Origin of the sequence: Rhodococcus sp. BP-261, from assembly GCF_019835205.1 — a bacterium.
GTDB lineage: Bacteria > Actinomycetota > Actinomycetes > Mycobacteriales > Mycobacteriaceae > Rhodococcoides > Rhodococcoides kyotonensis_B.
Window position 1 is genome coordinate 1 of sequence record NZ_JABUCO010000010.1, and the last position, 25,268, is coordinate 25,268.

Consider the following 25,268-nt stretch of genomic DNA (forward strand, 5'->3'; position numbering starts at 1 on the left):
TCGACACAGGGGTGCAGGTCTACTTCTGTGACCCGCACTCCCCGTGGCAACGTGGCACCAACGAGAACACCAACGGACTGCTTCGTCAGTACTTTCCCAAAGGCACCGATCTGTCCGTTCACTCCCCAGAACGGCTCGCCGAGGTCGAGGACCTACTCAACAACCGTCCCCGTAGGACCCTCGGATGGGATACTCCTCTGAAGGCATACGACAAGACGCTCGTTGCGATGACCGCTTGAGACCGCCGTACAGCCCGCTGTACATTGCCACTCACATGAAGTTTTCCGCGAACTTCCGCATCGACTCCTGCTTCGCCTCGAGCGGCCCGTCGAACCCGATGCCGTCGAAGACCCAGGGCACGGTGATGATGTCGGTGACGCCTGCTTCCTCCAGCTCGGCGTATCCGTCCTTTCCGAAGCGATCGATGCACACGGTCTGGATCTCGAACGGCTCGTCGGCTTTTCCGTACTCGGCGCGCAACTCGCGCAGCCGTGCGATGACGCCCACCAGGTCGTCGAACGTGATCATCGCGGACGTCCAGCCGTCGCCGACTCGCGCCGCTCGCCGCAACGCGACGTCGGTGTGGCCGCCGACGTAGAAGGGCACGGGCTTCGCCGGCGCGGGACTCATCTGCAGTTTGTCGAAATCGTAGAACTCGCCGTGATGCTCGACCATTCCGCCGCCGAGAATCAGCTTGATGACGTCGATCATCTCGTCGACTCGTTTGCCGCGTTTCGCGTACGGCACCCCGCACCATTCGAATTCCTCGGGTGCCCAGCCGATTCCGACGCCGAATCCGAATCGATCACCGGTCATCGCGGCCACCGAGCCGACCTGGCGAGCCAGCAGTACGGGGTTGCGGGAGCCGAGCTTGAGCACCTGCGTGTAGAACTCGATGCGCGTCGTCACCGCACCCATCGCGGCTGCTGCGATGAGTGGGTCGACCCACGGGGTGTCGGCCGTCCACATGCGTGACCCGTCCGGGGTGTACGGATAGTCCGCCGACTGAGTTTCCATGTAGAACAACGAATCCGGTAGCGCGATCGACGTGAACCCGCACTCCTCCGCCGTTCGCGCCAGCGTCGTCAACTCGTTCAACGGCGTCATGGCGATTCCGACGGTGTACTTCACGGTTGCTCACTCCCTACGACCCACATCGAAAAGTATTGTGAACCACCGCCGTACGCGTGGCCGAGTGCTGTCCGGGCGCCGTCGACCTGATGATCGCCTGCCCGGTGCATCACCTGCATCGCGGCCTCGGCGAACCGAATCAGGCCCGACGCACCGATCGGATTCGACGACAGCACACCACCGGAGCAATTGACCGGCAAGGTTCCGCCGAGTGCCGTGTCTCCCGCTTCGGTGAGCTTCCAGCCTTCGCCCTCCGGCATGAACCCGAGGTTCTCGAGCCACATCGGCTCGAACCACGAGAACGGCACATAGATCTCGGCGACGTCGATCTCGGTCAGCGGATCGGTGATACCCGCAGCCTTCCACAGTGCAGCGGCGGCATCCTTGCCTGCCTGCGGACTGACCTGGTCACGGCCCGAGAACGTCGTCGGCTCGGTGCGCATCGCCGTCGCGTGAATCCACGCGACCCGCTTCCCGTCGGCGACGCGAGCACGTGCCGATTCCTCGTCGCCGATGACGATGGCGCACGCCCCGTCGGACGACGGGCAGGTCTCGTCGTAGCGAATCGGATCCCAGAGCATCTGCGACGCCTGTACCGACTCGAGCGTGATGTTCGGTTGCCGCAGATGCGCGTACGGATTCTTCGCACCGTTCAGTCGGTCCTTCACCGCGACCATTGCGCCGATGTGGTCCGGCGCATGCGAGCGCCTGATGTACGACCGCACGTGCGGCGCGAAGTACCCACCCGCGCCCGCACCGACCGGCATGTTGAACGGAATCGGAATCGACAACGCCCACATGGCATTGCTCTCCGACTGCTTCTCCCACGCCACGGCCAGGACGCGTCGGTGCACACCCGACTGCACGAGCGACGACGCCACCACCCCGGTCGAGCCGCCGACGGAACCGGCGGTGTGCACGCGGAGCAGCGGCTTTCCGGTGGCGCCGATGGCGTCGGCCATGAACAACTCGGGCATCATGACGCCCTCGAACAGATCGGGTGCCTTCCCGACGACGACGGCATCGATGTCGTCCCAGGTCACCTCGGCGTCGGTCATCGCGCGGTCGATCGCTTCGCGCAGCAGTCCGGACATGGACACGTCGTGTCTCTTGGCGACGTAGTGCGTCTGGCCGGTCCCGAGGACGGCCGCGGGGTGCTTGCTCATCTATCTCCCCTCCATCACGGCGACCAGATTCTGTTGCAGCAGAGGACCACTCGTTGCATGCGCGAGGACGCGGTCGTCGTGCCCGTCGAAGATGCGTGTCGCGGCGTGTCCGATGCGTTCGAGCCCGGCCGAGAACATCGCGTTCCCGACGAGGGTTCCGCCGGACGGATTCACAGCGGTTCGGTCCGAAAGCCACTCGGTGAGAATGATTTCCTGATGTGTGAACGGCGCGTGGAGTTCGGCGGACACGATGCTCGCCAGATCGCCTCCCGACGCCTTCAGCGCCGCGTTGTGTGCCGACGGGGCCGTCGTCAGATCTCGGGCACCGATCTCGGGGGAGTCGACGAGATGCTCGATTCCCGTTATCCAAGCTGGGTTTTCGCGGAGCGAGCGCGCACGGTCGCCCGCCGCAAGAACGATCGCCGAAGCGCCGTCGGTCACCGGTGCGCAGTCGTGCGCGCGGAGGGGGTCCGCGATGTAGTCCGAGGCGAGTAGCGTTTCCACATCCAACGGCGCAGTCAGCTGCGCCAGCGGGTGCGCGTTCGCTCGGTTGCGCACCGCGACTTCGGCCATCGCGCGTTCGTCCCACTTGCCGGCGTCGATACCCATTCGGGCTTGAATTCCGGCCAACGACAGCGCATCCGGCCAGAGCGGGCCCACCAGGTAGGGGTCGAGTTGCATCGCGAGGATCTTCGGCAGGGTTCCTGCCGACGACTTGCCGAAGCCGTACACCAGTGCTGTTTCGACCTCACCCGTCATCAACTTGACCCACGCCTCGTAGAACGCCCATGCCGCATCCATCTCGACGTGTGACTCGTTGATCGGCGGGACCGCGCCGATGGCGTCGATCGCCGAGATGAACGAGAAGGCGCGTCCGGCGAGATAGTCGGACGAGCCGGAACACCAGAAACCGATGTCGGACTTGTCGATTCCCAGTTCGTCGTACAGCTGCCGGAAGCACGGCACCAGCATCTCGACGCCGTTGGTGGTGCCCGCCGTTTCGGCGACGTTCGGCGCCTGCGCGAACCCCACCACTGCGATATCGGTCATGGCCGCCCCTTACAGGTGGTGTCGGTAGGTGTCGTAGTCCGCGTCGGGTTCACCCGTCGGGCGGAAGTATTCGATGTTCTCGAGTGTGTAATCCCAGTCCTGCTGCGGCTTCCACTTCGCTTCGACGCGCATCCCCATTCGGACATCGGCCGGGTCGCATTCGAGGATCAGATGCAGAAACGCGATGTCGGCGCCGTCGAGCAGCACGTAGGCCGCGATGTAAGGGGGCTTGATCCGCTGGCCGAGGAACGGCACGTTGACGATGCAGAAGGTCGTCACGATGCCACGATCGGGCAGTTCCACCTGCTCCGCCGTCGGCCGCCCGTCGGTGGGATCGGCCCCGCGAGGAGGTACGTACACCTTGCCGGCAGAGTCCGTCCGTCCGCCGAGAATGCGTCCCTCTTTCAGTCCACGGAGGTAGTAACTCTCCTCGGCCGACGCGGAATGCGTGTACTCCAGGCGGACTGGGGTGGTGATCATCTCGACGGGGTCACCGGCGGACTGCGGGTCCTCGGCACCCTCACCCGGCCCAATGGGTCGTTCCGCAGGCTCCACTCCCGGCCCAATGGGTCGTTCCGCAGGCTCCACTCCCGGCCCAATGGGTCGTTCCGCAGGCTCCACTCCCGGCTGGAAGCAGATGACGTCGTGAATATCGCCGACTCGCTCCTCGGCCCACCGCGCATGTACGCGCATGCCGGTCGACATACGGTCCGGGCTTCCCGCGTCGACGGCGTGCAGCAGCGCCGTGTCGGCGCCGTCGAGTCGAACGAGCGCGAACGCGAAGGGACGGTCGAGAGGTTGCCCGTCATAGGGCGTCGGCACCCAGGACCACGACACGACGGTGCCCGTCGATGCGACGTCCACGAAATCGGTGACGGGTTCCATTGTCGCCGAGTCGAATTCGGGTGGCGGTACGTGAACGCGGCCGTCGCTCGTGCGTCCGCCACGAATCTGTTTGCGACGCAACCCCGTCAGGAACGCTCCGATGGTCGGCCCGACCGAGCGTGTGTAATCGAAAGCATTGTTCAGCGGCGCGCTGAGTGGTGCATTCACCGAAGTCACATTTTTCAGTAGAACAGGTTCTTATTATGGAGGCAAGACCGGTCGACGGAGGGCACTGGAAATGAAGCTCGGATTGCAGCTCGGCTACTGGGGTGCACAGCCCCCGACGGGAACGGCGGACCTCGTCGACGCGGCGGAGGAGGCGGGTTTCGACGCCGTCTTCGCCGCCGAATCGTGGGGGTCCGACGCATTCACGCCGCTGGCCTGGTGGGGTTCGCGCACGTCGCGCGTCGCTCTCGGCACGTCGGTGGCGCAGCTGTCCGCACGTACGCCGACCAGCTGCGCGATGCACGCGCTGACCCTCGACCACCTCAGCGGTGGGAGGGCCGTCCTCGGCCTCGGTGTGTCCGGACCGCAGGTCGTCGAGGGGTGGTACGGCCAGCCGTTTCCGAAACCGTTGGCACGCACGCGCGAGTACGTCGACATCGTGCGGCAGGTCCTGGCTCGAGAGCGTCCCGTCACCAGCGACGGACCGCACTACCCGCTGCCGGCCGACGGCACCGGCCTGGGCAAGCCGCTGAAATCCATCACGCACCCGCTCCGCGCCGACCTGCCGATCTGGCTCGGCGCCGAGGGTCCGAAGAACGTGGCGTTGGCCGCCGAGATCGCCGACGGTTGGCTGGCGATCTACTACTCGCCGAGGCTCGCGCCGATGTACGACGAGTGGCTCGACGACGGATTCGCGCGTCCCGGCGCGCGTCGGACACGGGAGAATTTCGAGGTCGCCGCGACCTGTCAGGTGGTGCTCACCGACGATCGGCCCGCGGCGATCGCGCAGCTCAAGCCGACCGTCGCGCTGTACGTCGGCGGAATGGGCGCACCGGAACTGAACTTCCACGCGCAGGTGTACCGGCGCATGGGCTACGACGAGGAGGTCGCCGAGATCGGCAGGCTGTTCCAGTCCGGACGCAAGGACGAGGCGGCCGCCGTCGTGCCGGACGAGATGGTTGCCGAAACGATGATCATCGGCAACGCCGACCACGTGCGCGGCGAGGTGAAGCGCTGGGAGGACGCCGGCGTGACGATGCTGCTCGTGACTGCGCCCACCGCGTCGCGAGTGCGGGAGCTCGGGGCCTTGCTGAAGAGGTAGAACACGTTCTAGATTGTGTGGCATGACGGTCGAAGAGAAGGCTGGAATGCGCACGGGTGGGTTGTGGAACATCGCCGCCGAGGAACCGGAACGCATCGCGCTCGTCGATCCCGAGGGGCGACCGCACACCTACGGCGAGTTGGTGTCCGACGCGAACCGCTACGGTCGCGGCTTGCAGGACATGGGGCTCCGGCCGGGCGACAGCGTCGTGATGATGCTCCACAACAGCGCAGATCTCGTCGCGTTCTACTTCGCCGCGTTCCAGACCGGTCTCTACATCGTGGCCGTCAACTGGCACCTGACCGGCTCCGAAGTGGCGTACATACTGCAGGACAGTGACGCGAAAGCCTTTGTCGCGTCGGCACGATTCGCCGACGCGGCACGCCGGGCCGCCGACGAATCCGGTGTGCCTGCGCGATTCTCGGTCGGCGACATCGACGGGTTCATGCCGCTGCGCGATCTCGGTGCTTCCGACGCGCGACCCGACATCCGCACTGCGGGTGGGCCGATGCTGTACACGTCGGGAACGACGGGAAAACCGAAAGGCGTGCGACGCCCGCTCACCGGTGCCGACCCGGATCAGGTGCCGCTCGCGTCGAGTGGGTTCTTCGCGATCTTCGGGATACGACCGTTCGACGACCACGTGCACATCTGCGGCTCGCCGCTCTATCACACGGCCGTGCTGAACTTCGTCGCGATCTCGATTCAACTGGGCCACACGGTGATTCTGATGGACCGATGGGATCCCGAGGAGATGCTCGCGCTCATCGAACGGCATCGCGTGACGCACGGCCACATGGTCCCGACGCAGTTCCACCGGTTGCTCGCCCTGCCCGACGCGACCCGCGAGAAGTACGACGTGTCGTCGCTGCGCGTCATGATCCACGGTGCCGCGCCGTGTCCGCTGGACGTGAAACGAAAGATGCTGCAGTGGTGGGGTCCTGTCGTCACCGAGTACTACGCTGCGACCGAAGGTGGGGGAACGGTCATCTCGGGTGACGAGTGGCTGCGCAAGCCCGGATCGGTCGGACTGCCGTGGCCCAATTCGGTCGTCAAGGTGCTGGGCGACGACGGAAACGAGCTCGCCGCAGGCGAACCCGGCCAGGTGTACATGCGTATGGGCGGTTCGAGCTTCGAATACCACCACGACAAGAAGAAGACCGAGGCGTCACGCGTCGGAGATCTGTTCACACTCGGCGACATCGGTTATCTCGACGAGGACGGCTACCTGTTTCTGTGCGACCGCAAGTCCGACATGATCATCTCCGGCGGGGTCAACATCTATCCCGCCGAGATCGAAGGGGAGCTGATCACGCACCCCAGTGTGGCCGATATCGCGGTGTTCGGTGTGCCGCACGAAGATTGGGGTGAGGAGGTCAAGGCGGTCGTACAACCGGAAGTAGGCGTCGAACCGGACGATCGCCTGACCGCGGACATTCTCGACTTCGCTCGCGAGCGGCTGGCGAAGTACAAGCTCCCGAAGTCCATCGACTACACCGACGAATTGCCGCGCGACCCGAACGGAAAGCTGTACAAGCGCAGACTCCGCGACCCGTATTGGTAGGCGCCTGCGGCGCACGTGCGCGAAAATGCATAGCCCGCTATGTATTTTCGTACACGTGCAGCGGAGCTGCCTACAGGGGATCGTGCTGCACGTGCTCCATCGGCGTACCGACCTTGCGCAGTGCGTACAGCGTCGTGCGCACCATCGACGGTGAACCGCAGACCTGGATTCGACGGTCCGCCCACGATCCGAACTGCGTGACGACCTTGCCGATCGGTCCGTGCAGCCGGTGGTGCATGCCTACAGGCAATTCCGGGGTCGGCGACGCGTGCCACCACGGGTCCTCGTTCTCCTCGGTGACGGGTACGACCGTGAGCCATGGGTTCGACAGCGACAGTTGCCACATGGTCTGCGCGTCGTACAGGTCGCGCGGGTAGATCCCGCTCATGAAGAGGTGCACGCGGGGATTGCGACTCATGCGAGCCATGTCCATGATCTGCGCGCGCAGCGGCGCCAGGCCCGTTCCGCCCGCGATCATCAACACGTCCTCGGGGATCGACCGGTCGACGTGCAGTCCACCGAGCGGCGGGCTCACCGCCCACCGATCTCCGACGACGGTCTCGCCCACGATCGCGGGACTGACCCAGCCGCCGGAGACGCGTCGGACATGGAATTCGATCTCGCCCTGCGGGTTGCTCGGAATGGCGGGGGACAGGTAGCGCCACAGCTTGGGGCGCTGCGGAATCTGGACGCTGACGTACTGGCCCGGGAAATAGGGGATGCTCTCGTCCAGCTGCAGCCGCACGACGGCCAGGTCGTCGAGCAGCCGCTGGTGATCGACAACCGTCGCTCCCCAGTACGGCGGCATCTCGTCCGAATCCGCTGCGACGGCCATGCTGCCGCTGACCAGGTCGAGTGTGGACGTCCATGCGGCTTCGATCTCGTCGGTCCATACCTCGTTGCCGACGAAGGTCCGGAACGCCGAGGTCAACGCCGAGCTGCCGGCACGCAAGTGCGACCCGTCGACACCGTGTTTGCGGTGGTCGCGCCCCAGTTGTTCGAGGAACGGGACGACGCGCTCGTCGCGGTCGAGGTTGTCGAACACCCACGCGAGCGCCTTGACGAACCGTTCGCGCTGCTGATCCATGGCAGCCGGGAAGAACGCTCGGAACTCCGGATGTTCCGCGAAGAGGTGCGCGTAGAAGGATCGGGCGAGTCGCTCGGGGCCGTCGTCCGCTGCAAGAACCGCCTTGAAACCGGCACGAACCAGGGAGAGTGTTCGCGCATCGAGCACCGAATCGACCTCCGTCCCAGGTAGACGGTTCCGAAGTAGACCGGTCGAGGGTATCCCGTTTGGCGAACGGTGGCCACATGCCTGGGCCGGCCGGGTTCGCGCAAATTTTCAGAGTTGAGCGGAACAGACTCAACTTCGCTATCGTTGTACTCACCGACATCAGTTGTTCTCAGAAGAAAGCAGGTGACCGGTGGACAGTTTCACCCCCACCACGAAGACCCAGGCTGCGCTCAGCGCGGCTCTGCAGGCCGCATCCGCGGCAGGTAACCCGGACATCCGTCCGGCACATTTGTTGGTGGCGTTGCTGGATCAGACAGACGGCATCGCCTCGCCATTGCTGAAGGCTGTCGGCGTCGACCCGGTGACGGTACGGGGAGAAGCTCAGACGATGGTCGAGCGTCTGCCGTCGGCAACCGGTTCGACGACCACACCGCAGCTCGGACGCGAAGCACTTGCCGCCATCACGACGGCACAGAACCTCGCGACGGAACTCGACGACGAGTTCGTCTCCACCGAGCACCTCATGGTCGGCCTCGCCACCGGCGATTCGGACGTCGCGAAGATGCTCACCGGACACGGGGCAGGCCCGAGCGAGCTGCGCGACGCGTTCCAGACGGTCCGCGGCAGCGCCCGCGTCACCAGCGCGGACCCGGAGAGCACGTACCAGGCGCTGGAGAAATACAGCACCGATCTCACCGCCCGCGCGCGGGAAGGCAAGCTCGATCCCGTCATCGGGCGTGACACCGAGATTCGACGCGTCGTGCAGGTTCTGTCGCGCCGGACCAAGAACAACCCGGTTCTCATCGGTGAGCCCGGCGTCGGCAAGACGGCCATCGTCGAAGGGCTCGCGCAGCGCATCATCGACGGCGACGTGCCGGAGAGCCTGCGTGGCAAGTCCGTCATCTCCCTCGACCTCGGATCGATGGTCGCCGGCGCGAAGTACCGCGGTGAATTCGAGGAACGGCTCAAGGCCGTTCTCGACGACATCAAGAACTCGGCCGGCCAGGTCATCACGTTCATCGACGAGCTGCACACCATCGTCGGTGCAGGCGCCACCGGTGAGTCCGCGATGGACGCGGGCAACATGATCAAGCCGATGCTCGCCCGCGGTGAGCTGCGGCTCGTCGGCGCGACCACGCTGGAGGAGTACCGCAAGTACATCGAGAAGGATGCTGCGCTGGAACGTCGCTTCCAGCAGGTCTACGTCGGAGAGCCGACGGTCGAGGACACCGTCGGCATCCTGCGTGGCCTCAAGGAGCGCTACGAGGTGCACCACGGTGTCCGCATCACCGACTCGGCGCTGGTGGCCGCCGCCACGTTGAGCGATCGGTACATCACCGCGCGCTTCCTGCCGGACAAGGCAATCGACCTGGTCGACGAGGCCGCGTCGCGGTTGCGCATGGAGATCGACTCCCGTCCTGTCGAGATCGACGAGGTCGAGCGCGCCGTGCGTCGCCTCGAGATCGAGGAGATGGCACTCGAGAAGGAGACCGACGACGCGTCGAAAGCCCGTCTCGAGAAGTTGCGCGCCGAACTGGCCGACGACCGGGAGAAGCTCAGCGAGCTGAGTGCACGGTGGCAGAACGAGAAGAACGCCATCGACTCGGTCCGGGTGCTGAAGGAGGAGCTCGAGAACCTGCGCGGCGAGTCCGAACGAGCGGAACGCGACGGCGATCTGGGCAAGGCCGCCGAGCTGCGCTACGGCCGTATCCCTGCTCTCGAGAAGCAGCTCGAACAGCAGACCGAGGCCAGTCCCGCGCAGGACGACGTCATGTTGAAGGAAGAGGTCGGGCCTGACGATGTCGCCGACGTCGTCGCAGCATGGACCGGCATTCCTGCAGGCCGCATGCTGGAAGGCGAGACAGCGAAGCTTCTGCGCATGGAAGACGAGCTGGGCAAGCGTGTCGTCGGGCAGAAGGACGCCGTTCAAGCAGTGTCCGACGCCGTCCGCCGTGCTCGCGCAGGCGTCGCCGATCCGAATCGTCCGACGGGGTCGTTCCTGTTCCTCGGCCCGACCGGTGTCGGTAAGACCGAGCTCGCGAAGGCCCTCGCGGACTTCCTGTTCGACGACGAACGGGCGATGGTCCGTATCGACATGAGCGAGTACAGCGAGAAGCACGCGGTCGCGCGGCTCGTCGGGGCACCTCCCGGCTACGTCGGGTACGAGGCGGGTGGCCAGCTCACCGAGGCCGTCCGACGACGTCCGTACAGTGTGATCCTGTTCGACGAGGTCGAGAAGGCGCACCCGGACGTGTTCGACATCCTGCTCGCCGTCCTCGACGAGGGCAGGTTGACCGACGGTCAGGGCCGCACGGTCGACTTCCGCAACACCATCTTGATCCTGACGTCGAACCTCGGTGCGGGCGGCACGAAGGACCAGGTCATGGATGCGGTACGGCGCGCCTTCAAGCCCGAGTTCGTCAACCGGCTCGACGACGTCGTCGTGTTCGACGCCTTGTCCGAGGACCAGTTGGAGTCGATCGTCGACATCCAGCTCGGCCAGTTGGCGACGCGGCTCGCTGCGCGCAGGTTGACGTTGGACGTCTCGTCCGCAGCGAAGATGTGGCTCGCGGTGCGTGGGTACGACCCGCTGTACGGCGCTCGCCCGCTGCGCAGGCTGATTCAGCAGGCGATCGGCGACCAGCTCGCCAAGTTGCTGCTGGCAGGCACGGTCCGCGACGGCGACGTCGTTCCTGTCGCCGTGTCGCCCGACGGAGACGGGCTGGTACTGGGCTGATTCGCGGCTCGCCGAGATCGACATGCGTGCGTGACGTCGATCTCGGCGGATCGAGGATGCGGGCAACGTACCCTCGGGTAATGACGAATTCGGACGATCCGCGGGAGCGGTCGTGGGAGGACGGGACGGCGAATCCGCCACCGGACCCCTACGACCGCGATCAGCCCACCCAGTCGTGGCAGCAGTACCCGGATCAGCCGACCCAGCAGTACCAGAACTACCCACCGCAGCAGTACCAGGGCTACCAGCAGTATCCAGATTCGCAGCCGTACCCGGATCAGCCGACGCAGCAGTACGGCTATCCGCAGTATGCCGAGCAGCAGCCGAATCCGACGCAGGCGCTGCCGCCCTACGATCCGAACCAGCAGTACGGGCCCGGCCACCAGTACACCCAGTCGTACGGACCGCCCCAGAACTTCCAGCAGCCGCAGCCGCAATTCCAGCAGCCGCAGTACCAGCCGCAGCAGACCGGTGAACCGCCGACGGGTGGGAATTCGTCGCGAAAGGTGCTGTTCGCGCTGGTGGGACTGGCCGCGTTGGTCGTCGTCGTGCTGGCGGGTGTCTTCTTCGTGACCAATCAGCCGTCGAGTTCGAACACCGCATCCGCACCGACGACCGTGCGCCCGCTGCCGACGACGCTCGCGCCTCTCCCGACTCCCAGCCTGCAGCCCTCGGCGCCGCCGTCCACCCCCGGTGGTCTGGTGCCCGGTGGTATCCCCGAGATCCTCGGTAGCTCGGGCGCTGCGATCGGTACCGTCACGGCGATCGACGGGTCGAACTTGACCTTGCAGGGGATCGACGGTGCCCCGGTGACGGTGTTGACGACGCCCGCGACCCAGGTGTTGTCGCTGTCCGGATTCGACCTGTCGGCTCTGAAGGTCGGGTCGCGTGTCGTCGTCAACGGCAGTCCGGCCGCCGACGGTGCCATCACGGCCGACATCATCGTCGAAACGCCGTAAGTCGGCAGATGGGCGACATCGTGGAAGCGTTAGGCTGACGGGCGATGACGGCTATGTGGTTCGGACTTGCAGCGATCGCACTCGTGGGTGCTGTCGCACTTCTCTACATCGACAGGTCGCGCCGCGACCAGCTCGGACGCGTTCGCCAGATGTGGGCGAAGGCGCAGGGTTACACCTACGAGGCCGACAGCGACGACCTCGTGCGGCGCTTCCGTCGAGCCGCACTCGCCAAGCCGGAACACGACGTTGCGCTCGACGTCGTTCGGGGTGTGCGCCGCGGTGAGAACTTCGTTCTGTTCGACGTCGAGGAAGAGACGACCATCGTCGCGGTTCAGCGGCCCGTGGGGTCCGACGTCGACATCGATCTACGACTGAAGTCGACGCCGCCGCCGAAGGACCAGGACCTCGAACTGCTCGGCTCGATCGGGCCGCGCGTCGTGTTCGCCACCGACGTGGAGATCGCGCGACGCGTCTGCGATCAGCGGATGGCGGCCTTCACGGAATCGGTGCCGCCGCACCTGAACCTGCTGTGGAGCGAGAACGACTGGACCCTCGGATCGATGCCGCTCGGCAGCAGCGGCCGTGAGTGGGATGCCGCGATCGACTCCGTCGCACGCCTGTCCGGCATGCTGCACGTTCTACCACCGGTGTCCCGCCGAGCAAGCCCCACGCCACGTGCGGCGCAGCAGCGCCCGGCGCCGACACCTCAGCAGCGTCCGACGCCGACACCTCAGCAGCGACCGGCACCGGCACCGCAGCAGCGTCCGGCACCTGCTCCCCGCGTGCAGGAGCCCAGGCGCCCGGAACCGTCGGGGGCGCGGCCGACGCCGATCAATCGTGCGGCCGGCCGTCGTGCGGCGGACTCGTCCGAAGGTCGTCCCACGGACTCCTGAGAACGCTATAACCTTCTCGCATGACCGCTGATCCGATCGAACCGGAGATCTCTCGGAAGCTTCGCCCTGTTGCGCTCGTCACCGGCCCGACGTCGGGTCTCGGGGCCGGGTACGCCCGGCACCTCGCCGCCCGCGGCTACGACCTGGTGCTCGTGGCGCGGAACGAACTGAAGTTGCGTTCGCTCGCCGACGAGCTGCGCCTCGGATTCGGCACCGACTCGGAAATCCTCGCGGCGGATCTCGCGTCTCAGCAGGGTCGGGATCAGGTGATCGAACGGCTCGAACGCGGCGTCGAATTCCTCGTCAACAACGCAGGTTTCGGTACGTCGGGCGAGTTCTGGACCGCGTCGCCCGAGTTGTTGCAGGCGCAGCTCGACGTCAACGTCACCGCGGTCATGCAGCTGACGCGCGCCGCACTTCCGTCGATGGTCGCGGGGGCGAAGGGAACCGTCGTCAACGTCGCGAGTGTGGCAGGTCTGCTGTCCGGGCGTGGATCGACCTACTCGGCGTCGAAGGCGTACGTCATCTCGTTCTCCGAGGGGTTGTCCGGTGGTCTCGCGGGAACCGGTGTGCAGGTGCAGGCGCTGTGCCCGGGATTCATCAAGACCGAATTCCATCAGCGGGCAGGCATCGAGATGTCGACCATTCCGAAGTTCATGTGGCTGAACGTCGATCAGGTCGTGCAGACGTCGATGAACGACCTCGACAAGGGCAAGGTCATCAGCGTGCCGGGTGCCCAGTACAAGGTGCTGACCGCGATCGGCACGAAGGTGCCGAAGAGCGTCGTGCGCAAGCTGACCAACGTCGTCGGACGCGGTCGCGGGCGAACATAGCCAAACGGTTCTGGCGTGCCTGCGGGCGTGTCGCGGAGAACCCCGTTAAATTCGTACCTCGTGACTGTTTTCGTGATCGTGGCGATTGTCGTAGTCCTGGTTCTTGCCTACACGGTGAGCGTCGAGCGACGGATCCGGCGCTTCCGCTCGCACACCGCGGCAAGTCGACAACTGGTCACGGTCGAACTCGACCGCAGGTACACGCAGCTGGAACCGCTCATCGCGGCGATCGAGTCGTCGGGCATGGATCAGGACGCCGTCCGCCAACTCGTCGGGGCGCGGTCGTGGTCGAAGGCAGTGCGTGAGCGTGGGCTCGGACTGACGTCGCAGGCCGCCGCCGAGAACGCGTTGTCCGCGGCGGTGCACACCGTGCTCGCCGAGTCGGATCGGCATCCGAAACTCAAGTCCAACTGGGCGTTCCAGGGGCCGGCCGGTGATCTGGAGACCACCGAGAAGCGCATCGCGGGCGCGGTCCGTGTCTACAACGACAACGCGTACCGGCTCTCGCTGCTGCGGACGTCGTTCCCGTCGAAGTTCGTCGCGAAGGCGCTGAAGGTCGACGCGCCGGAGCCGTTCGTCGAGCACGTCGATCTCGCCGGCGACGACCAGCCTACGAGCGTCGCAGCCTAGGTCGGTAGATTCATCGGGCAGGAATTCGATCGAAGGGATCTCTCATGTCCGACAGTGCCGACCGCGCCGAACTGGCCGAGCTCGTTCGTGAACTCGCCGTCGTACACGGCAAGGTGACGTTGTCGTCGGGCAAGGAAGCCGATTACTACGTCGACCTTCGTCGTGCGACGCTGCACCACCGCGCGAGCGAGCTGATCGGATCGCTGATGCGTGAGTTGGTTGCCGACTGGGACTTCGACGCCGTCGGCGGGTTGACGATGGGAGCCGACCCGGTCGCGCTGTCGATCATGCATGCGCAGGGCCGTCCCATCGACGCGTTCGTCGTTCGCAAGGCCGCGAAGGCGCACGGGATGCAGCGACAGATCGAGGGGCCGGACGTCGTCGGAAAGCGTGTTCTGGTCGTCGAGGACACCACGACCACGGGTAACTCGCCGCTGACCGCCGTCAAGGCGCTGCGTGACGTCGGGGCAATCGTCGTCGGAGTCGCGACCGTCGTCGACCGTGCAACCGGGGCCGACGACGTCATCGCCGCCGAGGGGCTCGAATACCGCTCGCTTCTCGGGCTGGGGGACCTGGGCTTGTAGCGCCTCCGCTAGGGAACCAGCTGCGCAACGACGAAGAAGTTGTCGTTCGTCGGCTCCCCGTCGCGGACATCGCAATTGGCCAGAATCAAGCGGCCGGGTACCTGAGCGCGAAGTTCGTTCTCGCTCAACAGGGAACCTTTGGGCAGCGGCCCCGTCGTCTCGACCCGGTAGTTCAGAACACCGGCGGCTGTACTCATCACGACGAGGTCGCCGGGTGCGGTTACGCTCAGCGATCGGAACGGCGCATCCCGCGTCGAATAGTTGTGTCCGACAACGACGACCGTCTGCTGGGTGTCGGTTCCGGGTAGACCGCTCTCGGCCCACCACGCCGGACGTTCGTCCGGTGGGTTCAGCACCTGTGAGGCGTCACGATAGACGCCGTCGGGATTGACCGTGCTGCTCATGAAAGTCCGGCCGTCGGCTGACCGCAACTCGATCCAATTCGGTTGACCTGCACCGACCGCCGCCGATGGAGCCGCAGAGATCTGCGACTCCACCGCCGAACGATCGGGTGCTGCCGGACCCGGTTCCTGTGCCGTGCAACCGAACAGGGCGAGTGCGACGGATGCTGCAACTGCGGATCTACGCAGATGCATCGGTCGAATTGCGTCGCCGTAGGTAGACTGCGCCACCCACGGCCGCGACGGCGACGACACCTACGCCGGCCAGGATCACAGGCGTCGCGGACGAGCTGTCCGAGCCCTCCGAGGCCGTCGAACCGGAATCGCCCAGCGCGAGCGAGACGGCGGGCAGCTCGCCGGCGACCACGGTGACGCCGTTGTCGTCGGTGGTGAAGTAGTCCGCCACCGTGAACGAACCGTCGTCGTTCGACACGCCGATCAGCTCCACACCGGTCTCGTCCACGACGACCGTCGTGTCGTCGATCTGGGTGACCGGCACGTCTTCCTTCACGGTGTCACCGAGATTGATCGTCCAGCTGAACTTCGGTCCGCTCGCTGCGAGTTCGGCGGCCTTCGCTTTCAGATCCGCTTCGGCTTTCGTCGCGGCATCCGATGCTGCCTTGGCGTCGGCGGCAGCCGTCTGTGCAGCCTTCAGATCGGCGGTCTTCGCGTCGGCGTCGGCCTGAGCTGCCGTGAGCGCTGCGTCGGCGTCAGCGGCTGCGGATTCTGCCGTCGCCAACGCGGCGTCGGCGTCGTCGAGAGCTTTCTGCGCGTCGGCGGCTGCTGTTTCCAGGGCTGAGATATCGGCGTCCGACGGCCCGGCCGCCAGATCGGCCTCTGCCTTGGCGGCTGCAGCGGCTGCCGCGTCGGCCTTCGCCTGCGCTTCGGTCGCTGTCGCCCGTGCATCGGTTGCCGCTTGGTTCGCCGCGGCCACGGCCTCGTTCGACGCCGTCGCTGCGGCTTCGAGTTCCCCGGCTGTTGCCTCCGCAGCAGCCGACGCTTCCAGTGCTGTTCGAGCCGCCGTTGCTGCCGACAGCGATTCGGCGGCCCGTGCCGCAGCCGCACGCACTGCCGCGCTGACCTTGGTGATGTTCAGGGTCTTGAACGCGTCCTGCACGGCGACGAGTGAATCCTGCAGTGCCTGAGCCGACGCCTCGGCGTCCGCTGAGGCAGTCGCTGCCAGTGCTGCTTTGGCGTCGGCATCAGCGCGGGCCGTGGCAGCGGCTTCGACCGCTCCCGGATCGCCCGCGCCGGCGGCTGCTGCCTCGAGGCGTTCTGCCTCGGCGACAGCAGCTGCCGCCTCGGCCTCGGCGTCGGTCTTGGCCTGCGCAGCAGTATCGGCCGCGGTCTGCAAAGCCGCGGCGTCGGCCTTCGCCTGGTTCACCGCTGCCGTGGCGGCCATCATGTCCACTTCTGCAGCTGCTGCCGCGGCTTCTGCCTGCGTGGCCTTCGCCGCAGCGTCTGCGGCGGCGACTTCCGCCTTGGTCAGGGCGGTGCTCGCCGCGGCATCGGCCGCCACGGCCGCGTCCAGTCGGGCCTGCGCTGCCGTGGATGCCTCGGCGGCAGCTCTGCTCTTCGCTTCGGCGTCCGCCAGCGCCTTCCGCTCGGCGTCGGACAGTTGCGGAACGATGCTGACGTCCACCGTCGCCGTCCCGTCGGCGTTGAACACGACACCACCGGTGACCTGAGGAAGTGGACGGGTCGTGGACGGCGCATCGGGCGGTGCCGGTACCGCAGCGGCTGCCGCGTCGCCGGTTCCCGCCGCGGGAACCTGTGCAGGCGGTGGCTGGATCGAGCTCTCGACGTCGGAAGGAACCGTGTCGGTGTTCGGCGCCTGTTCCTGCTCGGGCGCCGGTGACTCCTCGGTGGGCTGCTCGACGGTGCTTTCCGGTGTGGCGGGATCTTCCTGAGCTGCGGCGACACCCGGTCCTACGGCTGCGAACGACAACACCATGGCTGCACCTGCGGCGGCAAGGCGTGCTCGTCGGAATCGAGCAATCGACTTCTGCGACATAAATCTTGGCCCTCCGGTCGGCGGCGGCGCGAGGCCGCCTCTTCCCCGCCCCCGACGCAGAGAAATCGTTACTGAGTCACACGATTTAGTGCTCTCAAGGACCGTAACCGACCAGAAAGTCTTGTTGAACCAGGGCTGTTGGTTTGGTTACCGAAGCGTTATAAGCACTTTCGCCCCGTGCGCGCGAATGTACAGCGGGCTGTACATTCGCGCGCACGAGGCAGTTGCTCAACAGATTTCGTGCATGTCCATCACGAACCCCGCACCGGCGAAATTGGGCATGTCGTCGGCGCCGGCTTTGCCCTCCGGCGATGCCAGAGCAGCGACGGCGGCGTCCTTCGACGGGAAGTTCAGATTTCCGACGACGAAGTGTGCGGGCTTCGAGCCGTCGAGGGTTTCGGACACGCCCCATTCGAACGACAGGATGCCGGGCATCGCGGCCGTCAGCGGCGCGTGCACGCTGCGGTAGTGGGCGAGGAACGCGTCGGGGTCCTCGGGATGGTTGTAGGCAATACTGATGCGGAACAACTGAACTCCTCCTAGTGAGTGATCGTGAAGCCTTCGTAGTTCTTGGCTGCCACGGAATCGCAGATCTCGCGGTACACGTTCAACCCGCCGACGTAGGACATGATGACGCGGGGTTTGCCTGGAATGTTGGCGCCGGTGTACCAGGAGTTTCCCTCGGGATACAGGGTTTGATCCGCGAGTTCGATCGCCCCGGTGGTCCATTCCTTGGCGGCGGTCTCGTCGGCCTCGACGGTCCGCGCACCGATCGACTCCAGATGCGCGATGGTGTCGGCGGTCCACTCCACGTGCTGCTCGATGGCGCAGACGACATTGGTCAACACGTTGGGGCTGCCGGGCCCGGTCAGCGTGAACAGGTTGGGGAACTCGTCGACCGCGATCCCCAGATAGGTGGTGGGACCGTCCGACCATTTGTCCTGCAGCGTTTTTCCGTTTCGCCCACGGATGTCGATCTTCAGTAGAGGCCCGGTGATCGCGTCGAATCCGGTGGCGAACACGATCACGTCCAACGGGTATTCGGCGTCCGCTGTTTTCAGCCCCGCGGGTGTCAGACCCTCGATCGGTGCATTCCGCACACTGACCAGAGAGACGTTGTCTCGGTTGTAGGTCTGAAAGTAGTTCGTATCCAGTGTGATTCGCTTGGCACCGAGCGGGTGTTCGCGTGGGGACAGCTGTTCGGCGAGGTCAGGGTCCTCGACGACGGATCGAATTTTGCTGCGGAAGAACTCGGAGATGGTCTCGTTGGCTTCGCGATCGCTGAGCAGGTCGGGATACGCTGCGATGAGATCGATTGCGCGGTGGCGGTTCCACCGCTCCTCGAAAACCGCGAGTCGCTCTTCGTCGGAGTGATCGAACGTGTTCACCTCCAACGTGTCGACCGGTTGGCCGCCACCCGACGCCTTCGATTCGACCTTGTAGTTCTCGATCTGCGCTTTGAAGGATTCCTTCTCGTCCTCGGTCAGCAGGCGATTACCGCAGTCGAGACTGAACGCCGGGGTTCGCTGGAACACCGTCAGGTGCTCGGCCTGCTCGGCGATCTTCGGGATCACCTGCACGCCGGACGAACCCGTGCCGATCACGCCCACTCGTTTCCCGGTGAAGTCGACGCCGTCGCGAGGCCACGCGCTGGTGTGGATCGTTTCGCCCTCGAACGCGTCGAGTCCGGCGAAATCGGGTGTCGACGACGTCGACAAGCACCCGGCCGCGGTGATCAGGTACTTCGCGGTGACGAATTCTCCCTTGTCGGTTCCTACTGTCCAGTGCGCGAAATCGTCGTCCCACACTGCCGATTCGACACGGACGCCGAACTCGAAGTACTTCTTCACGTCCAGTTTGTCGGCGACGAAATCGATGTAGCGGAGAATCTCCGGTTGCGCTGGGTAGCGTTCGGTCCACGCCCATTCGTCGATGATCTCCTGCGAGAAGGTGAACGCGTACTCCATGCTGATGACGTCGCATCTCGCGCCGGGGTAGACATTCCAGAACCATGTCCCACCAACGGTTTCCGCAGCTTCGAAGCCGTGTACCGTGAGGCCGAGCTCCCGGAGTTTGTGTGTCATGTAGACGCCGGAGAAGCCCGCGCCGATGACGATCGAATCGTAATCTGGTGTGCTCATTTGAAACTCCTGTTTACGCGACGAGTGAATCGAGGTGAGCGCGAACGCTGGTGCCGACGTGCGTGATTCCGAGATCCGCACCGGGGAGGATGTTCACGAACTGGAAGAAGCCGTGCATCTGGCCCTCGAACACCTTCACGTCGACGGACACCCCTGCGGCGGTCAGCTTGTCGGCGTAGCGCTGGCCTTCGTCGCGTAGTACGTCGTGTTCGGCGAGTAGAACCACCGCCGGCGCGACGTCGGTGAGGCGGTCGGCGCGCAACGGCGAGACATTCCAGTTGTCTCGGACACTCCGGTCAGGTGCATAGAGGTCCCAGAACCAGATCATCGAAGCTCGGTCGAGCATGAGTTGGTTGGCGGGGTCAACGTAGGAGTCGTTGTCGAAATCGTGGTCGGTCACCGGGTAGACCAGCACTTGAAGCGCAACGGCAGGTCCGTTGTCACGTACCGCACGTTGCGACACGACCGCAGCAAGGTTGCCACCCGAGCTGTCGCCGCCGACGACGAGGGGTAGCGCAGAGTCGAGTGAATCACGCCGAGATGCCGCCCACTGCAGAACATCCCAAGCGTCATCGGCTGCCGTGGGGTAGAGGTTCTCGGGGGCGAGACGGTAGTCGGGCAAGATCACGGTGCAGCCGGTCTCGGCGGCGATTCGCCTCGCGAGGGTGTCGAACTGATCGGGGTTGCCGACGACCCAGCCCCCACCATGAAAATAGACGAAGAACCCACGGGGTGACTCGTTCGGTGTCAGTACTCGGGTCGGGATCGCGTGACCGTCGGCCGCAGTGACCGTCAGGTTCTCGACGCTGTGCATGTCGGGTCCGGCGCCGTAGAGATCGACGAACGTGTCGTTCATCGCCCGCACCTCACTTGGAGTCATCTCGTGCAGCGCTTTCCCGCCTCCCTCGGCGGCTTGTGCGAGGAACGCGGCGGTGGCGTCGTCGAGTGCCAATGGAATCGACTCCTTCGGGGTGCTCTGATTACAGACGGATACCGTTCAGGTGATGGAGCTCACTCTAAACCGTTATAATCATTCGCCGCAACGTTTTCGTTCGCACTCCTCTGTGCAGGGATTTCATCTCAGGTGTGATCTGGACAACTCCCGCGAGACGCCTTAGTGTGACTCCGATCACGAGTTCATGCGCATCATTGCCATGAAATAGGAGGAGCGATGAAATACGCCACCGGTCCAGGCAGGCTCGCCCTGCTCGGGGTTGCCGCAGCGATGATGACGGTGACTGCCTGCGGCGGGTCGGGACCATCTGGTTCGACCGCATCGGGCGAGATGCCGAGCGAGATCACCCTGCTGTCGACGACGGACAAGACGGGCACGCTCGCCTACGTCGGTGGATCCCAACTCGAGGGAATCGAGCTGGCGGTCGAAGAGATCAACCAGCAGCGGTTTCTCGGTGACTCCACCCTGAAGCTCGACAGCCGCGATACGGCGGGTGATGCCCAAACCGCAGCGAGTCAGGTGACCGAGGGGATCGCGAACCCCGACGTCGCGGCCATTCTCGGTACGGTGTCCGGTGCACAGTCCGTTGCCGTGGCACCGATAGCCGAATCGTCGAGAACTCCCGTCGTGTTCACGCAATCCGGCAGCGCGGGCGTGGTCATCGGCGACTACACCTTCCGCTCGACCGCGCCGCAGGAGACGTACTTTCCCAAGGCGATCGATCACTTGAAGTCCCTCGGTGCCAAGCGAATCAGCGTGCTCTACAACGCCGGCCAGCCGACGCTTGCCGAAATCGCGGAGAATCAGCTACCTGCAATGCAGGAGAGCGAGGACCTCGAGATTCTGTCCAGTACCAGCGTTCAGTCGACGACGCAGGACTTCGCGGCCACGATCACCAAGATCGTCGGCGAGAAGCCGGACGCGGTGGTGTTCCTCCTCGTCGGCGCTCAGAATTCGACCGCGATGTCGCAATTGCGCCAAGCTGGGTTCGACGGCCCGGCCGTCGGCAATCCGGCAGCCGGCGCGGGCAATCTCGCCCCCGCAGGCCCGGCAGGCGCAGGTATGTTCTGGGCAACGGACTTCAACTATCTCCAGACCGCGCCGTCGTCCGTGGCATTCGTCGAGGCGTACACCACGAGGTACGGAAAGAACCCACTCAACTACGCGGCCGAGGGCTACGACGCAACCTGGATGATCGCGCGCGCCATCAAGGAATCCGGTGGCGCCTCACGTGAGGACATCAAGAACGGTCTGAATGCCGTTGCGGCAGCAGGTTTCGACGGTGCCGTCGGGCCCGTGACGTTCGAGGGCAACGACCAACGCGTCGAGGGCGTCGTCGTCGAGTGGGATGGAAGCGCAGAGGGGTTGCTGGCGGAATGACCAACGTCCGACGAGCGCGGAACGAGGTGATCTGACGATATGGGGCAGACACTCGTCGACGCTGCAATTCTGGGATCCATCTACGTACTGTTCTGTCTGGGAATGAGTCTGGTCTGGGGAACCGTCGGAATCCTGAACTTCGCCCACGGCGCTATCTTCATGTTCGCGGGGTTCGTCGGATACCTGGTGGTCAAGGATCAGCAGTTACCGATGATCGGGGTGATCGCGATCTCGGTGGCCGTCGGCGCCTTGTTGTCGACGGCGATAGAGGTGCTTGCCTTCCAGCCGATTCTGAAACGCGCGAAGACGCACCGAATAGCCGAACTGCAGATCCTGATCGGCGGAATCGGCGTTGCCGCAATCCCACTCGCGATCGCGCAGTACGTCACCAAATCCGAGCCGTTCGGCTTCTCCAACAGTTCCTATGCCGTACAGGTGTTCTCGTTCCTCGGCCTGCGAATCTCCAACACCGGACTGATCATCGTGTTGTCGGCGGTGGTGCTGACTGTCGGTATGGCAGTGTGGCTGCGCAAGTCCATGTCGGGTCTCGCTCTGCGCGCGATCGGCGTCGATTCCGAGACTGCCGCGCTGATGGGTGTCGATCGCAGAACATTGTCGCTGTCCACCATGGCGTTCGCCGGCGGACTGGCCGGTCTCGCGGGCGCGCTGCTGACGTACAACCTGGGTGCCATCACACCGGAGAGCGGTGAGACGCTGCTGATCAAGGCGTTTGCCGTGATCATTCTCGGTGGCGTCGGAAGCACCGCCGGTGTTGCGGCCGGGGCCTACATCCTTGCGCTTTCCGAGACGCTCGTCCTCCGCTTCACCGGAGGTGGGTGGGTCGACGCGGTGTGCTTCGGCATGATCTTCCTGGTCTTGCTCCTTCGGCCTCAGGGACTGTTCGGCCGCAAGGAGGTTCGACGGGTATGAGCGATTTCTATTTCTCCCACATCGTCCTTTTTCAGAGCACGTTCACCGTTCTGTTGCTGGCCCTGAGCATTCAGGTCCAACTGCGTATGGGGGTGTTCTCGTTCGCCGGTGCAGGTTTCTACGGCATCGGCTCGTACGGTGCGGCGATCTTCGTCATCCGATACGGTTTCTCGTCGTTCGCGGCCATCGCGGCCATCATGCTCGTCTGCGGGGCGATCGGCTTTCTGCTCGCACTGCTGGTACAGCGGTTGAACGGCTTGTATCTGGCAATGGCGACGGTGTCGTTCGACCTCATCATCACTGTCGTGGCACACAACGGAGGATCGTTGACCGGCGCTTCGGTCGGTCTGTTCGGTGCACTCGCGTTCCCACAGTTGACGATCTGGCACATCGTGGCGATCACGGTTCTGGTGGTCGTACTGCTGGCGCTGACCGAACGCGGGCGCATGGGACGACGGATAGATGCAGTCCGGGAAGATCCGGAGCTTGCGTCGTCGATGGGTGTGAACGTGTCCCGATATCGCATCGCGTCGTTCGTCATCAGTGGCTTCATCGGCGCGCTCGGCGGCGCGATCAACGTTCTACTTCGCACGACCGTAGCCCCGGAAAGCATCGGGTTCCCCCTGGTAGTACTCGGTTTGACGATCATCATCGTGGGTGGTGGGCGTTCGTGGCTCGGTATCGTTCTCGGCGCGATCATCTTCACCTGGTTGCCGTACTACCTGGAAATCGTGGGGCAGTACCAGGCGATCGTCTACGGCATCATCGTCGCGATCGCGGCCGTCTACGTCCCGGGCGGAATCTATGGAACGGTGCTCGACCTGATCCGCAAATCCAAGGCGAAGCGGCATGCAGTTCCGACGGCACCGCCGGACGACCCGACCCCGGAATTGGATCTCGCGAAAGCAGGAGGCACGTCATGAGCACCGACGCCGCATCACGCGCGAGCGCCGTCGACGCCGGAGAAACCGACGTCGTTCTTCGAATCTCCGATGTCGCAGTCCATTACGGCGGAATCAAGGCAGTCGACGGCATTTCGTTCGATATCACGCGCGGCAAGATCTTCGGGATACTCGGACCCAACGGGTCCGGGAAGAGCACCCTGCTGGCTGCCATCACCCGTCTGACCCCGTTGACCCGCGGAGGGTTGACCTTCGAGGGTTCGTCGTTCGCGACGGTACCGCCGCAGAAGGTCGCAAAACTCGGAATAGCTCGTACGTTCCAAACCGTTCGGCTGTTGCCGGACTTGACCGTTCGCGAGAACATCGCGCTCGGAGCCGATCTCGGGGCGGAGACCGGTGGTCTGCGGAGTCTGTTGCTCGACCGCAAAGGCCTGCTGAAGCGGTCTGGCGACGCCGTCGAGGATGCACTGGAACGCACCGGTCTGACGGGAATGGAAGACATTCGGCCCGGCGAACTGTCCTACGGATTGCAACGGCGCGTCGAGATCGCCCGTGCGATCTCCATGTCCCCGAGACTGTTACTACTCGACGAGCCGACGGCAGGAATGAACAAGACGGAACGCCAGGAAGTTTCGTCGTTGTTGAAGAAACTGCGTGAGGAGGGCCTGACGCAACTACTCGTCGAGCACGACGTGCAGATGATGGTGGAGACCTGTGACACGTTGATCGCGATGAACTTCGGTGTCCTGATCGCGCAGGGCAGACCACAAGCGGTCGTCCGTGAACCCAGCGTGCAAGAAGCCTATCTCGGAAAGCGAGGAGCGCAGGATGCTCGAAGTCAGTGATCTGCATGTCAGATATGGGAAGGTCCGTGCAGTCACGAACATCGGCCTGACTGTTCGGCCAGGTCGAATCACGTTGGTGCTCGGCGCAAACGGTGCGGGCAAGAGCACCACGCTGCGGACCGTGGCGGGTCTCGTCGAGCCCGTCCACGGAACCATCGAGCTCGATGGACGATCACTCGTCGGTCTGAAGGCACACAAGGTGGTCCGGCAGGGCATCTCGTTGGTTCCGGAAGGCAGACAGGTGTTCGCATCCCTGACCGTCGCGGAGAACCTCCGGATCGGGGGCTACACGTCGTCCCGCGCGAAACGCGAACAGAACACAGAGCTGGCGTACGAGCTGTTTCCGATCCTGCGGACGCGCAAGGACGGTCCTGCCGGCCTGTTGAGCGGCGGTGAACAGCAGATGCTGGCATTCGGGCGTGGACTGATGTCCGACCCGAAATACATCATGATGGACGAACCATCGATGGGACTTGCTCCGGCCGTCGTCGACACCGTCATGTCGAGCGTGCGCGAGATAGCCGACCGTGGGCTCGGTGTGTTGATGGTCGAGCAGAACGCTGAAGCCGGGCTCCGCGTCGCCGACGACGTCGTCGTGGTCAACCGCGGCGAGTCCGTGTACTCCGGGAGCGCGGAAGAGGCACGGACACATTCCTCGGTGGTCCTCGCGTTCCTCGGTGAAGCGGCACTCGGGGTCTGACGACCCGAAGACGATCCGGCCCGAGTGCGTTGGTGGGCACTCGGGCCGGACAGTTTCTCGACGGGCC

Annotated in this window: 24 protein-coding genes; 14 read left to right on the forward strand and 10 right to left on the reverse strand. The window is 64.8% G+C overall.

Translation table 11 applies throughout. The features are described 5' to 3' along the window. Nucleotides 1-239 (forward strand): IS30 family transposase (locus HQ354_RS13045; protein ID WP_222636275.1); only part of this gene is annotated, 239 nt, incomplete at its 5' end. A 31-nt stretch (nucleotides 240-270) separates the two neighbouring features. Here the strand turns inward: HQ354_RS13045 and HQ354_RS13050 are convergent. The 4 genes from HQ354_RS13050 to HQ354_RS13065 are packed head-to-tail and all read right to left on the reverse strand — an operon-like array spanning nucleotide 271 to nucleotide 4,400. Further along, the gene (locus HQ354_RS13050; RefSeq protein ID WP_068421657.1) at nucleotides 271-1,131 is read right to left on the reverse strand and encodes a TIGR03619 family F420-dependent LLM class oxidoreductase; all 861 of its coding nucleotides are present in this window, start codon (nucleotides 1,129-1,131) and stop codon (nucleotides 271-273) included. Then, nucleotides 1,128-2,297: a thiolase domain-containing protein gene (locus tag HQ354_RS13055; protein ID WP_068421659.1), complete on the reverse strand. Its 1,170-nt coding sequence runs from the start codon at nucleotides 2,295-2,297 to the stop codon at nucleotides 1,128-1,130. Before HQ354_RS13055 ends, HQ354_RS13050 begins: the two co-directional genes overlap by 4 nt. Further along, nucleotides 2,298-3,347, reverse strand: coding sequence for a thiolase domain-containing protein (locus tag HQ354_RS13060; protein ID WP_068421661.1), 1,050 nt, complete (start codon nucleotides 3,345-3,347; stop codon nucleotides 2,298-2,300). 9 nt (nucleotides 3,348-3,356) lie between these two features. Further along, nucleotides 3,357-4,400 (reverse strand): Zn-ribbon domain-containing OB-fold protein, encoded by a 1,044-nt coding sequence (locus tag HQ354_RS13065; RefSeq protein ID WP_068421663.1) that lies wholly within the window; start codon nucleotides 4,398-4,400, stop codon nucleotides 3,357-3,359. A gap of 70 nt (nucleotides 4,401-4,470) precedes the next feature. Between HQ354_RS13065 and HQ354_RS13070 the strand changes: the two genes are divergently transcribed. Both HQ354_RS13070 and HQ354_RS13075 read left to right on the forward strand, forming a co-directional pair. Continuing rightward, nucleotides 4,471-5,499 (forward strand): LLM class F420-dependent oxidoreductase, encoded by a 1,029-nt coding sequence (locus HQ354_RS13070; protein ID WP_068421665.1) that lies wholly within the window; start codon nucleotides 4,471-4,473, stop codon nucleotides 5,497-5,499. Between the two features lie 22 nt (nucleotides 5,500-5,521). Then, nucleotides 5,522-7,063 carry an acyl-CoA synthetase gene (locus HQ354_RS13075; RefSeq protein ID WP_254303390.1) on the forward strand — a complete coding sequence of 514 codons (1,542 nt, stop codon included), beginning with the start codon at nucleotides 5,522-5,524 and terminating at the stop codon, nucleotides 7,061-7,063. 70 nt (nucleotides 7,064-7,133) lie between these two features. On the opposite strand, the gene HQ354_RS13080 is transcribed toward HQ354_RS13075, so the two are convergent. After that, nucleotides 7,134-8,297: a globin domain-containing protein gene (locus HQ354_RS13080; RefSeq protein WP_068421669.1), complete on the reverse strand. Its 1,164-nt coding sequence runs from the start codon at nucleotides 8,295-8,297 to the stop codon at nucleotides 7,134-7,136. A 190-nt stretch (nucleotides 8,298-8,487) separates the two neighbouring features. Between HQ354_RS13080 and clpB the strand changes: the two genes are divergently transcribed. From clpB to pyrE, 6 genes are all read left to right on the forward strand, one after another. Further along, on the forward strand, nucleotides 8,488-11,034 hold the full coding sequence (gene clpB, locus HQ354_RS13085) for an ATP-dependent chaperone ClpB (protein ID WP_068421673.1): 2,547 nt from the start codon (nucleotides 8,488-8,490) through the stop codon (nucleotides 11,032-11,034). Nucleotides 11,035-11,114: 80 nt separating this feature from the next. Continuing rightward, nucleotides 11,115-11,993: a DUF5666 domain-containing protein gene (locus tag HQ354_RS13090; RefSeq protein ID WP_068421676.1), complete on the forward strand. Its 879-nt coding sequence runs from the start codon at nucleotides 11,115-11,117 to the stop codon at nucleotides 11,991-11,993. A 53-nt stretch (nucleotides 11,994-12,046) separates the two neighbouring features. Beyond that, nucleotides 12,047-12,886 (forward strand): hypothetical protein, encoded by an 840-nt coding sequence (locus HQ354_RS13095; protein WP_068421679.1) that lies wholly within the window; start codon nucleotides 12,047-12,049, stop codon nucleotides 12,884-12,886. A gap of 20 nt (nucleotides 12,887-12,906) precedes the next feature. Then, the gene (locus HQ354_RS13100) at nucleotides 12,907-13,719 is read left to right on the forward strand and encodes an SDR family oxidoreductase (protein ID WP_068421682.1); all 813 of its coding nucleotides are present in this window, start codon (nucleotides 12,907-12,909) and stop codon (nucleotides 13,717-13,719) included. Between the two features lie 60 nt (nucleotides 13,720-13,779). Further along, nucleotides 13,780-14,349: a LemA family protein gene (locus HQ354_RS13105; RefSeq protein ID WP_068421698.1), complete on the forward strand. Its 570-nt coding sequence runs from the start codon at nucleotides 13,780-13,782 to the stop codon at nucleotides 14,347-14,349. Between the two features lie 44 nt (nucleotides 14,350-14,393). Continuing rightward, entirely contained in the window at nucleotides 14,394-14,933 is a 540-nt protein-coding gene (gene pyrE / locus HQ354_RS13110; protein WP_068421701.1) for an orotate phosphoribosyltransferase, read from the forward strand. Between the two features lie 8 nt (nucleotides 14,934-14,941). Here pyrE and HQ354_RS13115 read toward each other — a convergent pair whose 3' ends face one another. The 5 genes from HQ354_RS13115 to HQ354_RS13135 all read right to left on the reverse strand — a co-directional run bounded on the left by HQ354_RS13115 (nucleotide 14,942) and on the right by HQ354_RS13135 (nucleotide 20,441). Then, a complete protein-coding gene (locus HQ354_RS13115; RefSeq protein WP_068421704.1) occupies nucleotides 14,942-15,529 on the reverse strand; it encodes a class F sortase in 588 nt (195 codons plus the stop codon). Continuing rightward, the gene (locus tag HQ354_RS13120) at nucleotides 15,516-17,288 is read right to left on the reverse strand and encodes a hypothetical protein (protein WP_240931028.1); all 1,773 of its coding nucleotides are present in this window, start codon (nucleotides 17,286-17,288) and stop codon (nucleotides 15,516-15,518) included. The genes HQ354_RS13115 and HQ354_RS13120 overlap by 14 nt, the downstream gene beginning before the upstream one ends. Nucleotides 17,289-17,576: 288 nt before the next feature. Beyond that, nucleotides 17,577-17,876 carry an EthD family reductase gene (locus tag HQ354_RS13125; protein ID WP_068421710.1) on the reverse strand — a complete coding sequence of 100 codons (300 nt, stop codon included), beginning with the start codon at nucleotides 17,874-17,876 and terminating at the stop codon, nucleotides 17,577-17,579. 11 nt (nucleotides 17,877-17,887) lie between these two features. Next, a complete protein-coding gene (locus HQ354_RS13130) occupies nucleotides 17,888-19,489 on the reverse strand; it encodes an NAD(P)/FAD-dependent oxidoreductase (RefSeq protein WP_068421713.1) in 1,602 nt (533 codons plus the stop codon). 13 nt (nucleotides 19,490-19,502) lie between these two features. After that, a complete protein-coding gene (locus HQ354_RS13135) occupies nucleotides 19,503-20,441 on the reverse strand; it encodes an alpha/beta hydrolase (RefSeq protein WP_068421716.1) in 939 nt (312 codons plus the stop codon). A gap of 219 nt (nucleotides 20,442-20,660) precedes the next feature. Between HQ354_RS13135 and HQ354_RS13140 the strand changes: the two genes are divergently transcribed. Genes HQ354_RS13140 through HQ354_RS13160 form a run of 5 tightly spaced genes read left to right on the forward strand, consistent with a single transcriptional unit; the run spans nucleotide 20,661 to nucleotide 25,201 of the window. Then, nucleotides 20,661-21,824 carry an ABC transporter substrate-binding protein gene (locus HQ354_RS13140; RefSeq protein ID WP_068421717.1) on the forward strand — a complete coding sequence of 388 codons (1,164 nt, stop codon included), beginning with the start codon at nucleotides 20,661-20,663 and terminating at the stop codon, nucleotides 21,822-21,824. Between the two features lie 39 nt (nucleotides 21,825-21,863). Further along, nucleotides 21,864-22,754 carry a branched-chain amino acid ABC transporter permease gene (locus tag HQ354_RS13145; RefSeq protein WP_068421718.1) on the forward strand — a complete coding sequence of 297 codons (891 nt, stop codon included), beginning with the start codon at nucleotides 21,864-21,866 and terminating at the stop codon, nucleotides 22,752-22,754. Beyond that, a complete protein-coding gene (locus tag HQ354_RS13150) occupies nucleotides 22,751-23,677 on the forward strand; it encodes a branched-chain amino acid ABC transporter permease (RefSeq protein WP_068421721.1) in 927 nt (308 codons plus the stop codon). Before HQ354_RS13145 ends, HQ354_RS13150 begins: the two co-directional genes overlap by 4 nt. Further along, nucleotides 23,674-24,501 (forward strand): ABC transporter ATP-binding protein, encoded by an 828-nt coding sequence (locus HQ354_RS13155; protein WP_167676391.1) that lies wholly within the window; start codon nucleotides 23,674-23,676, stop codon nucleotides 24,499-24,501. The genes HQ354_RS13150 and HQ354_RS13155 overlap by 4 nt, the downstream gene beginning before the upstream one ends. After that, on the forward strand, nucleotides 24,485-25,201 hold the full coding sequence (locus HQ354_RS13160) for an ABC transporter ATP-binding protein (RefSeq protein ID WP_068421726.1): 717 nt from the start codon (nucleotides 24,485-24,487) through the stop codon (nucleotides 25,199-25,201). Before HQ354_RS13155 ends, HQ354_RS13160 begins: the two co-directional genes overlap by 17 nt. Nucleotides 25,202-25,268: the final 67 nt, after the last annotated feature.

What these genes read in the sequence shown, in the direction of transcription:
- HQ354_RS13060 (WP_068421661.1), bottom strand. Translation starts at nt 3,347, where the DNA reads ATGACCGATATCGCAGTGGTGGGGTTCGCGCAGGCGCCGAACGTCGCC.
- HQ354_RS13140 (WP_068421717.1), top strand. Translation starts at nt 20,661, where the DNA reads ATGAAATACGCCACCGGTCCAGGCAGGCTCGCCCTGCTCGGGGTTGCC.
- HQ354_RS13090 (WP_068421676.1), top strand. Translation starts at nt 11,115, where the DNA reads ATGACGAATTCGGACGATCCGCGGGAGCGGTCGTGGGAGGACGGGACG.
- HQ354_RS13115 (WP_068421704.1), bottom strand. Translation starts at nt 15,529, where the DNA reads ATGCATCTGCGTAGATCCGCAGTTGCAGCATCCGTCGCACTCGCCCTG.
- HQ354_RS13055 (WP_068421659.1), bottom strand. Translation starts at nt 2,297, where the DNA reads ATGAGCAAGCACCCCGCGGCCGTCCTCGGGACCGGCCAGACGCACTAC.
- HQ354_RS13095 (WP_068421679.1), top strand. Translation starts at nt 12,047, where the DNA reads ATGTGGTTCGGACTTGCAGCGATCGCACTCGTGGGTGCTGTCGCACTT.
- pyrE (WP_068421701.1), top strand. Translation starts at nt 14,394, where the DNA reads ATGTCCGACAGTGCCGACCGCGCCGAACTGGCCGAGCTCGTTCGTGAA.
- HQ354_RS13150 (WP_068421721.1), top strand. Translation starts at nt 22,751, where the DNA reads ATGAGCGATTTCTATTTCTCCCACATCGTCCTTTTTCAGAGCACGTTC.
- HQ354_RS13130 (WP_068421713.1), bottom strand. Translation starts at nt 19,489, where the DNA reads ATGAGCACACCAGATTACGATTCGATCGTCATCGGCGCGGGCTTCTCC.
- HQ354_RS13120 (WP_240931028.1), bottom strand. Translation starts at nt 17,288, where the DNA reads ATGGTGTTGTCGTTCGCAGCCGTAGGACCGGGTGTCGCCGCAGCTCAG.
- HQ354_RS13160 (WP_068421726.1), top strand. Translation starts at nt 24,485, where the DNA reads ATGCTCGAAGTCAGTGATCTGCATGTCAGATATGGGAAGGTCCGTGCA.
- HQ354_RS13100 (WP_068421682.1), top strand. Translation starts at nt 12,907, where the DNA reads ATGACCGCTGATCCGATCGAACCGGAGATCTCTCGGAAGCTTCGCCCT.
- HQ354_RS13075 (WP_254303390.1), top strand. Translation starts at nt 5,522, where the DNA reads ATGACGGTCGAAGAGAAGGCTGGAATGCGCACGGGTGGGTTGTGGAAC.
- HQ354_RS13155 (WP_167676391.1), top strand. Translation starts at nt 23,674, where the DNA reads ATGAGCACCGACGCCGCATCACGCGCGAGCGCCGTCGACGCCGGAGAA.
- HQ354_RS13145 (WP_068421718.1), top strand. Translation starts at nt 21,864, where the DNA reads ATGGGGCAGACACTCGTCGACGCTGCAATTCTGGGATCCATCTACGTA.
- HQ354_RS13070 (WP_068421665.1), top strand. Translation starts at nt 4,471, where the DNA reads ATGAAGCTCGGATTGCAGCTCGGCTACTGGGGTGCACAGCCCCCGACG.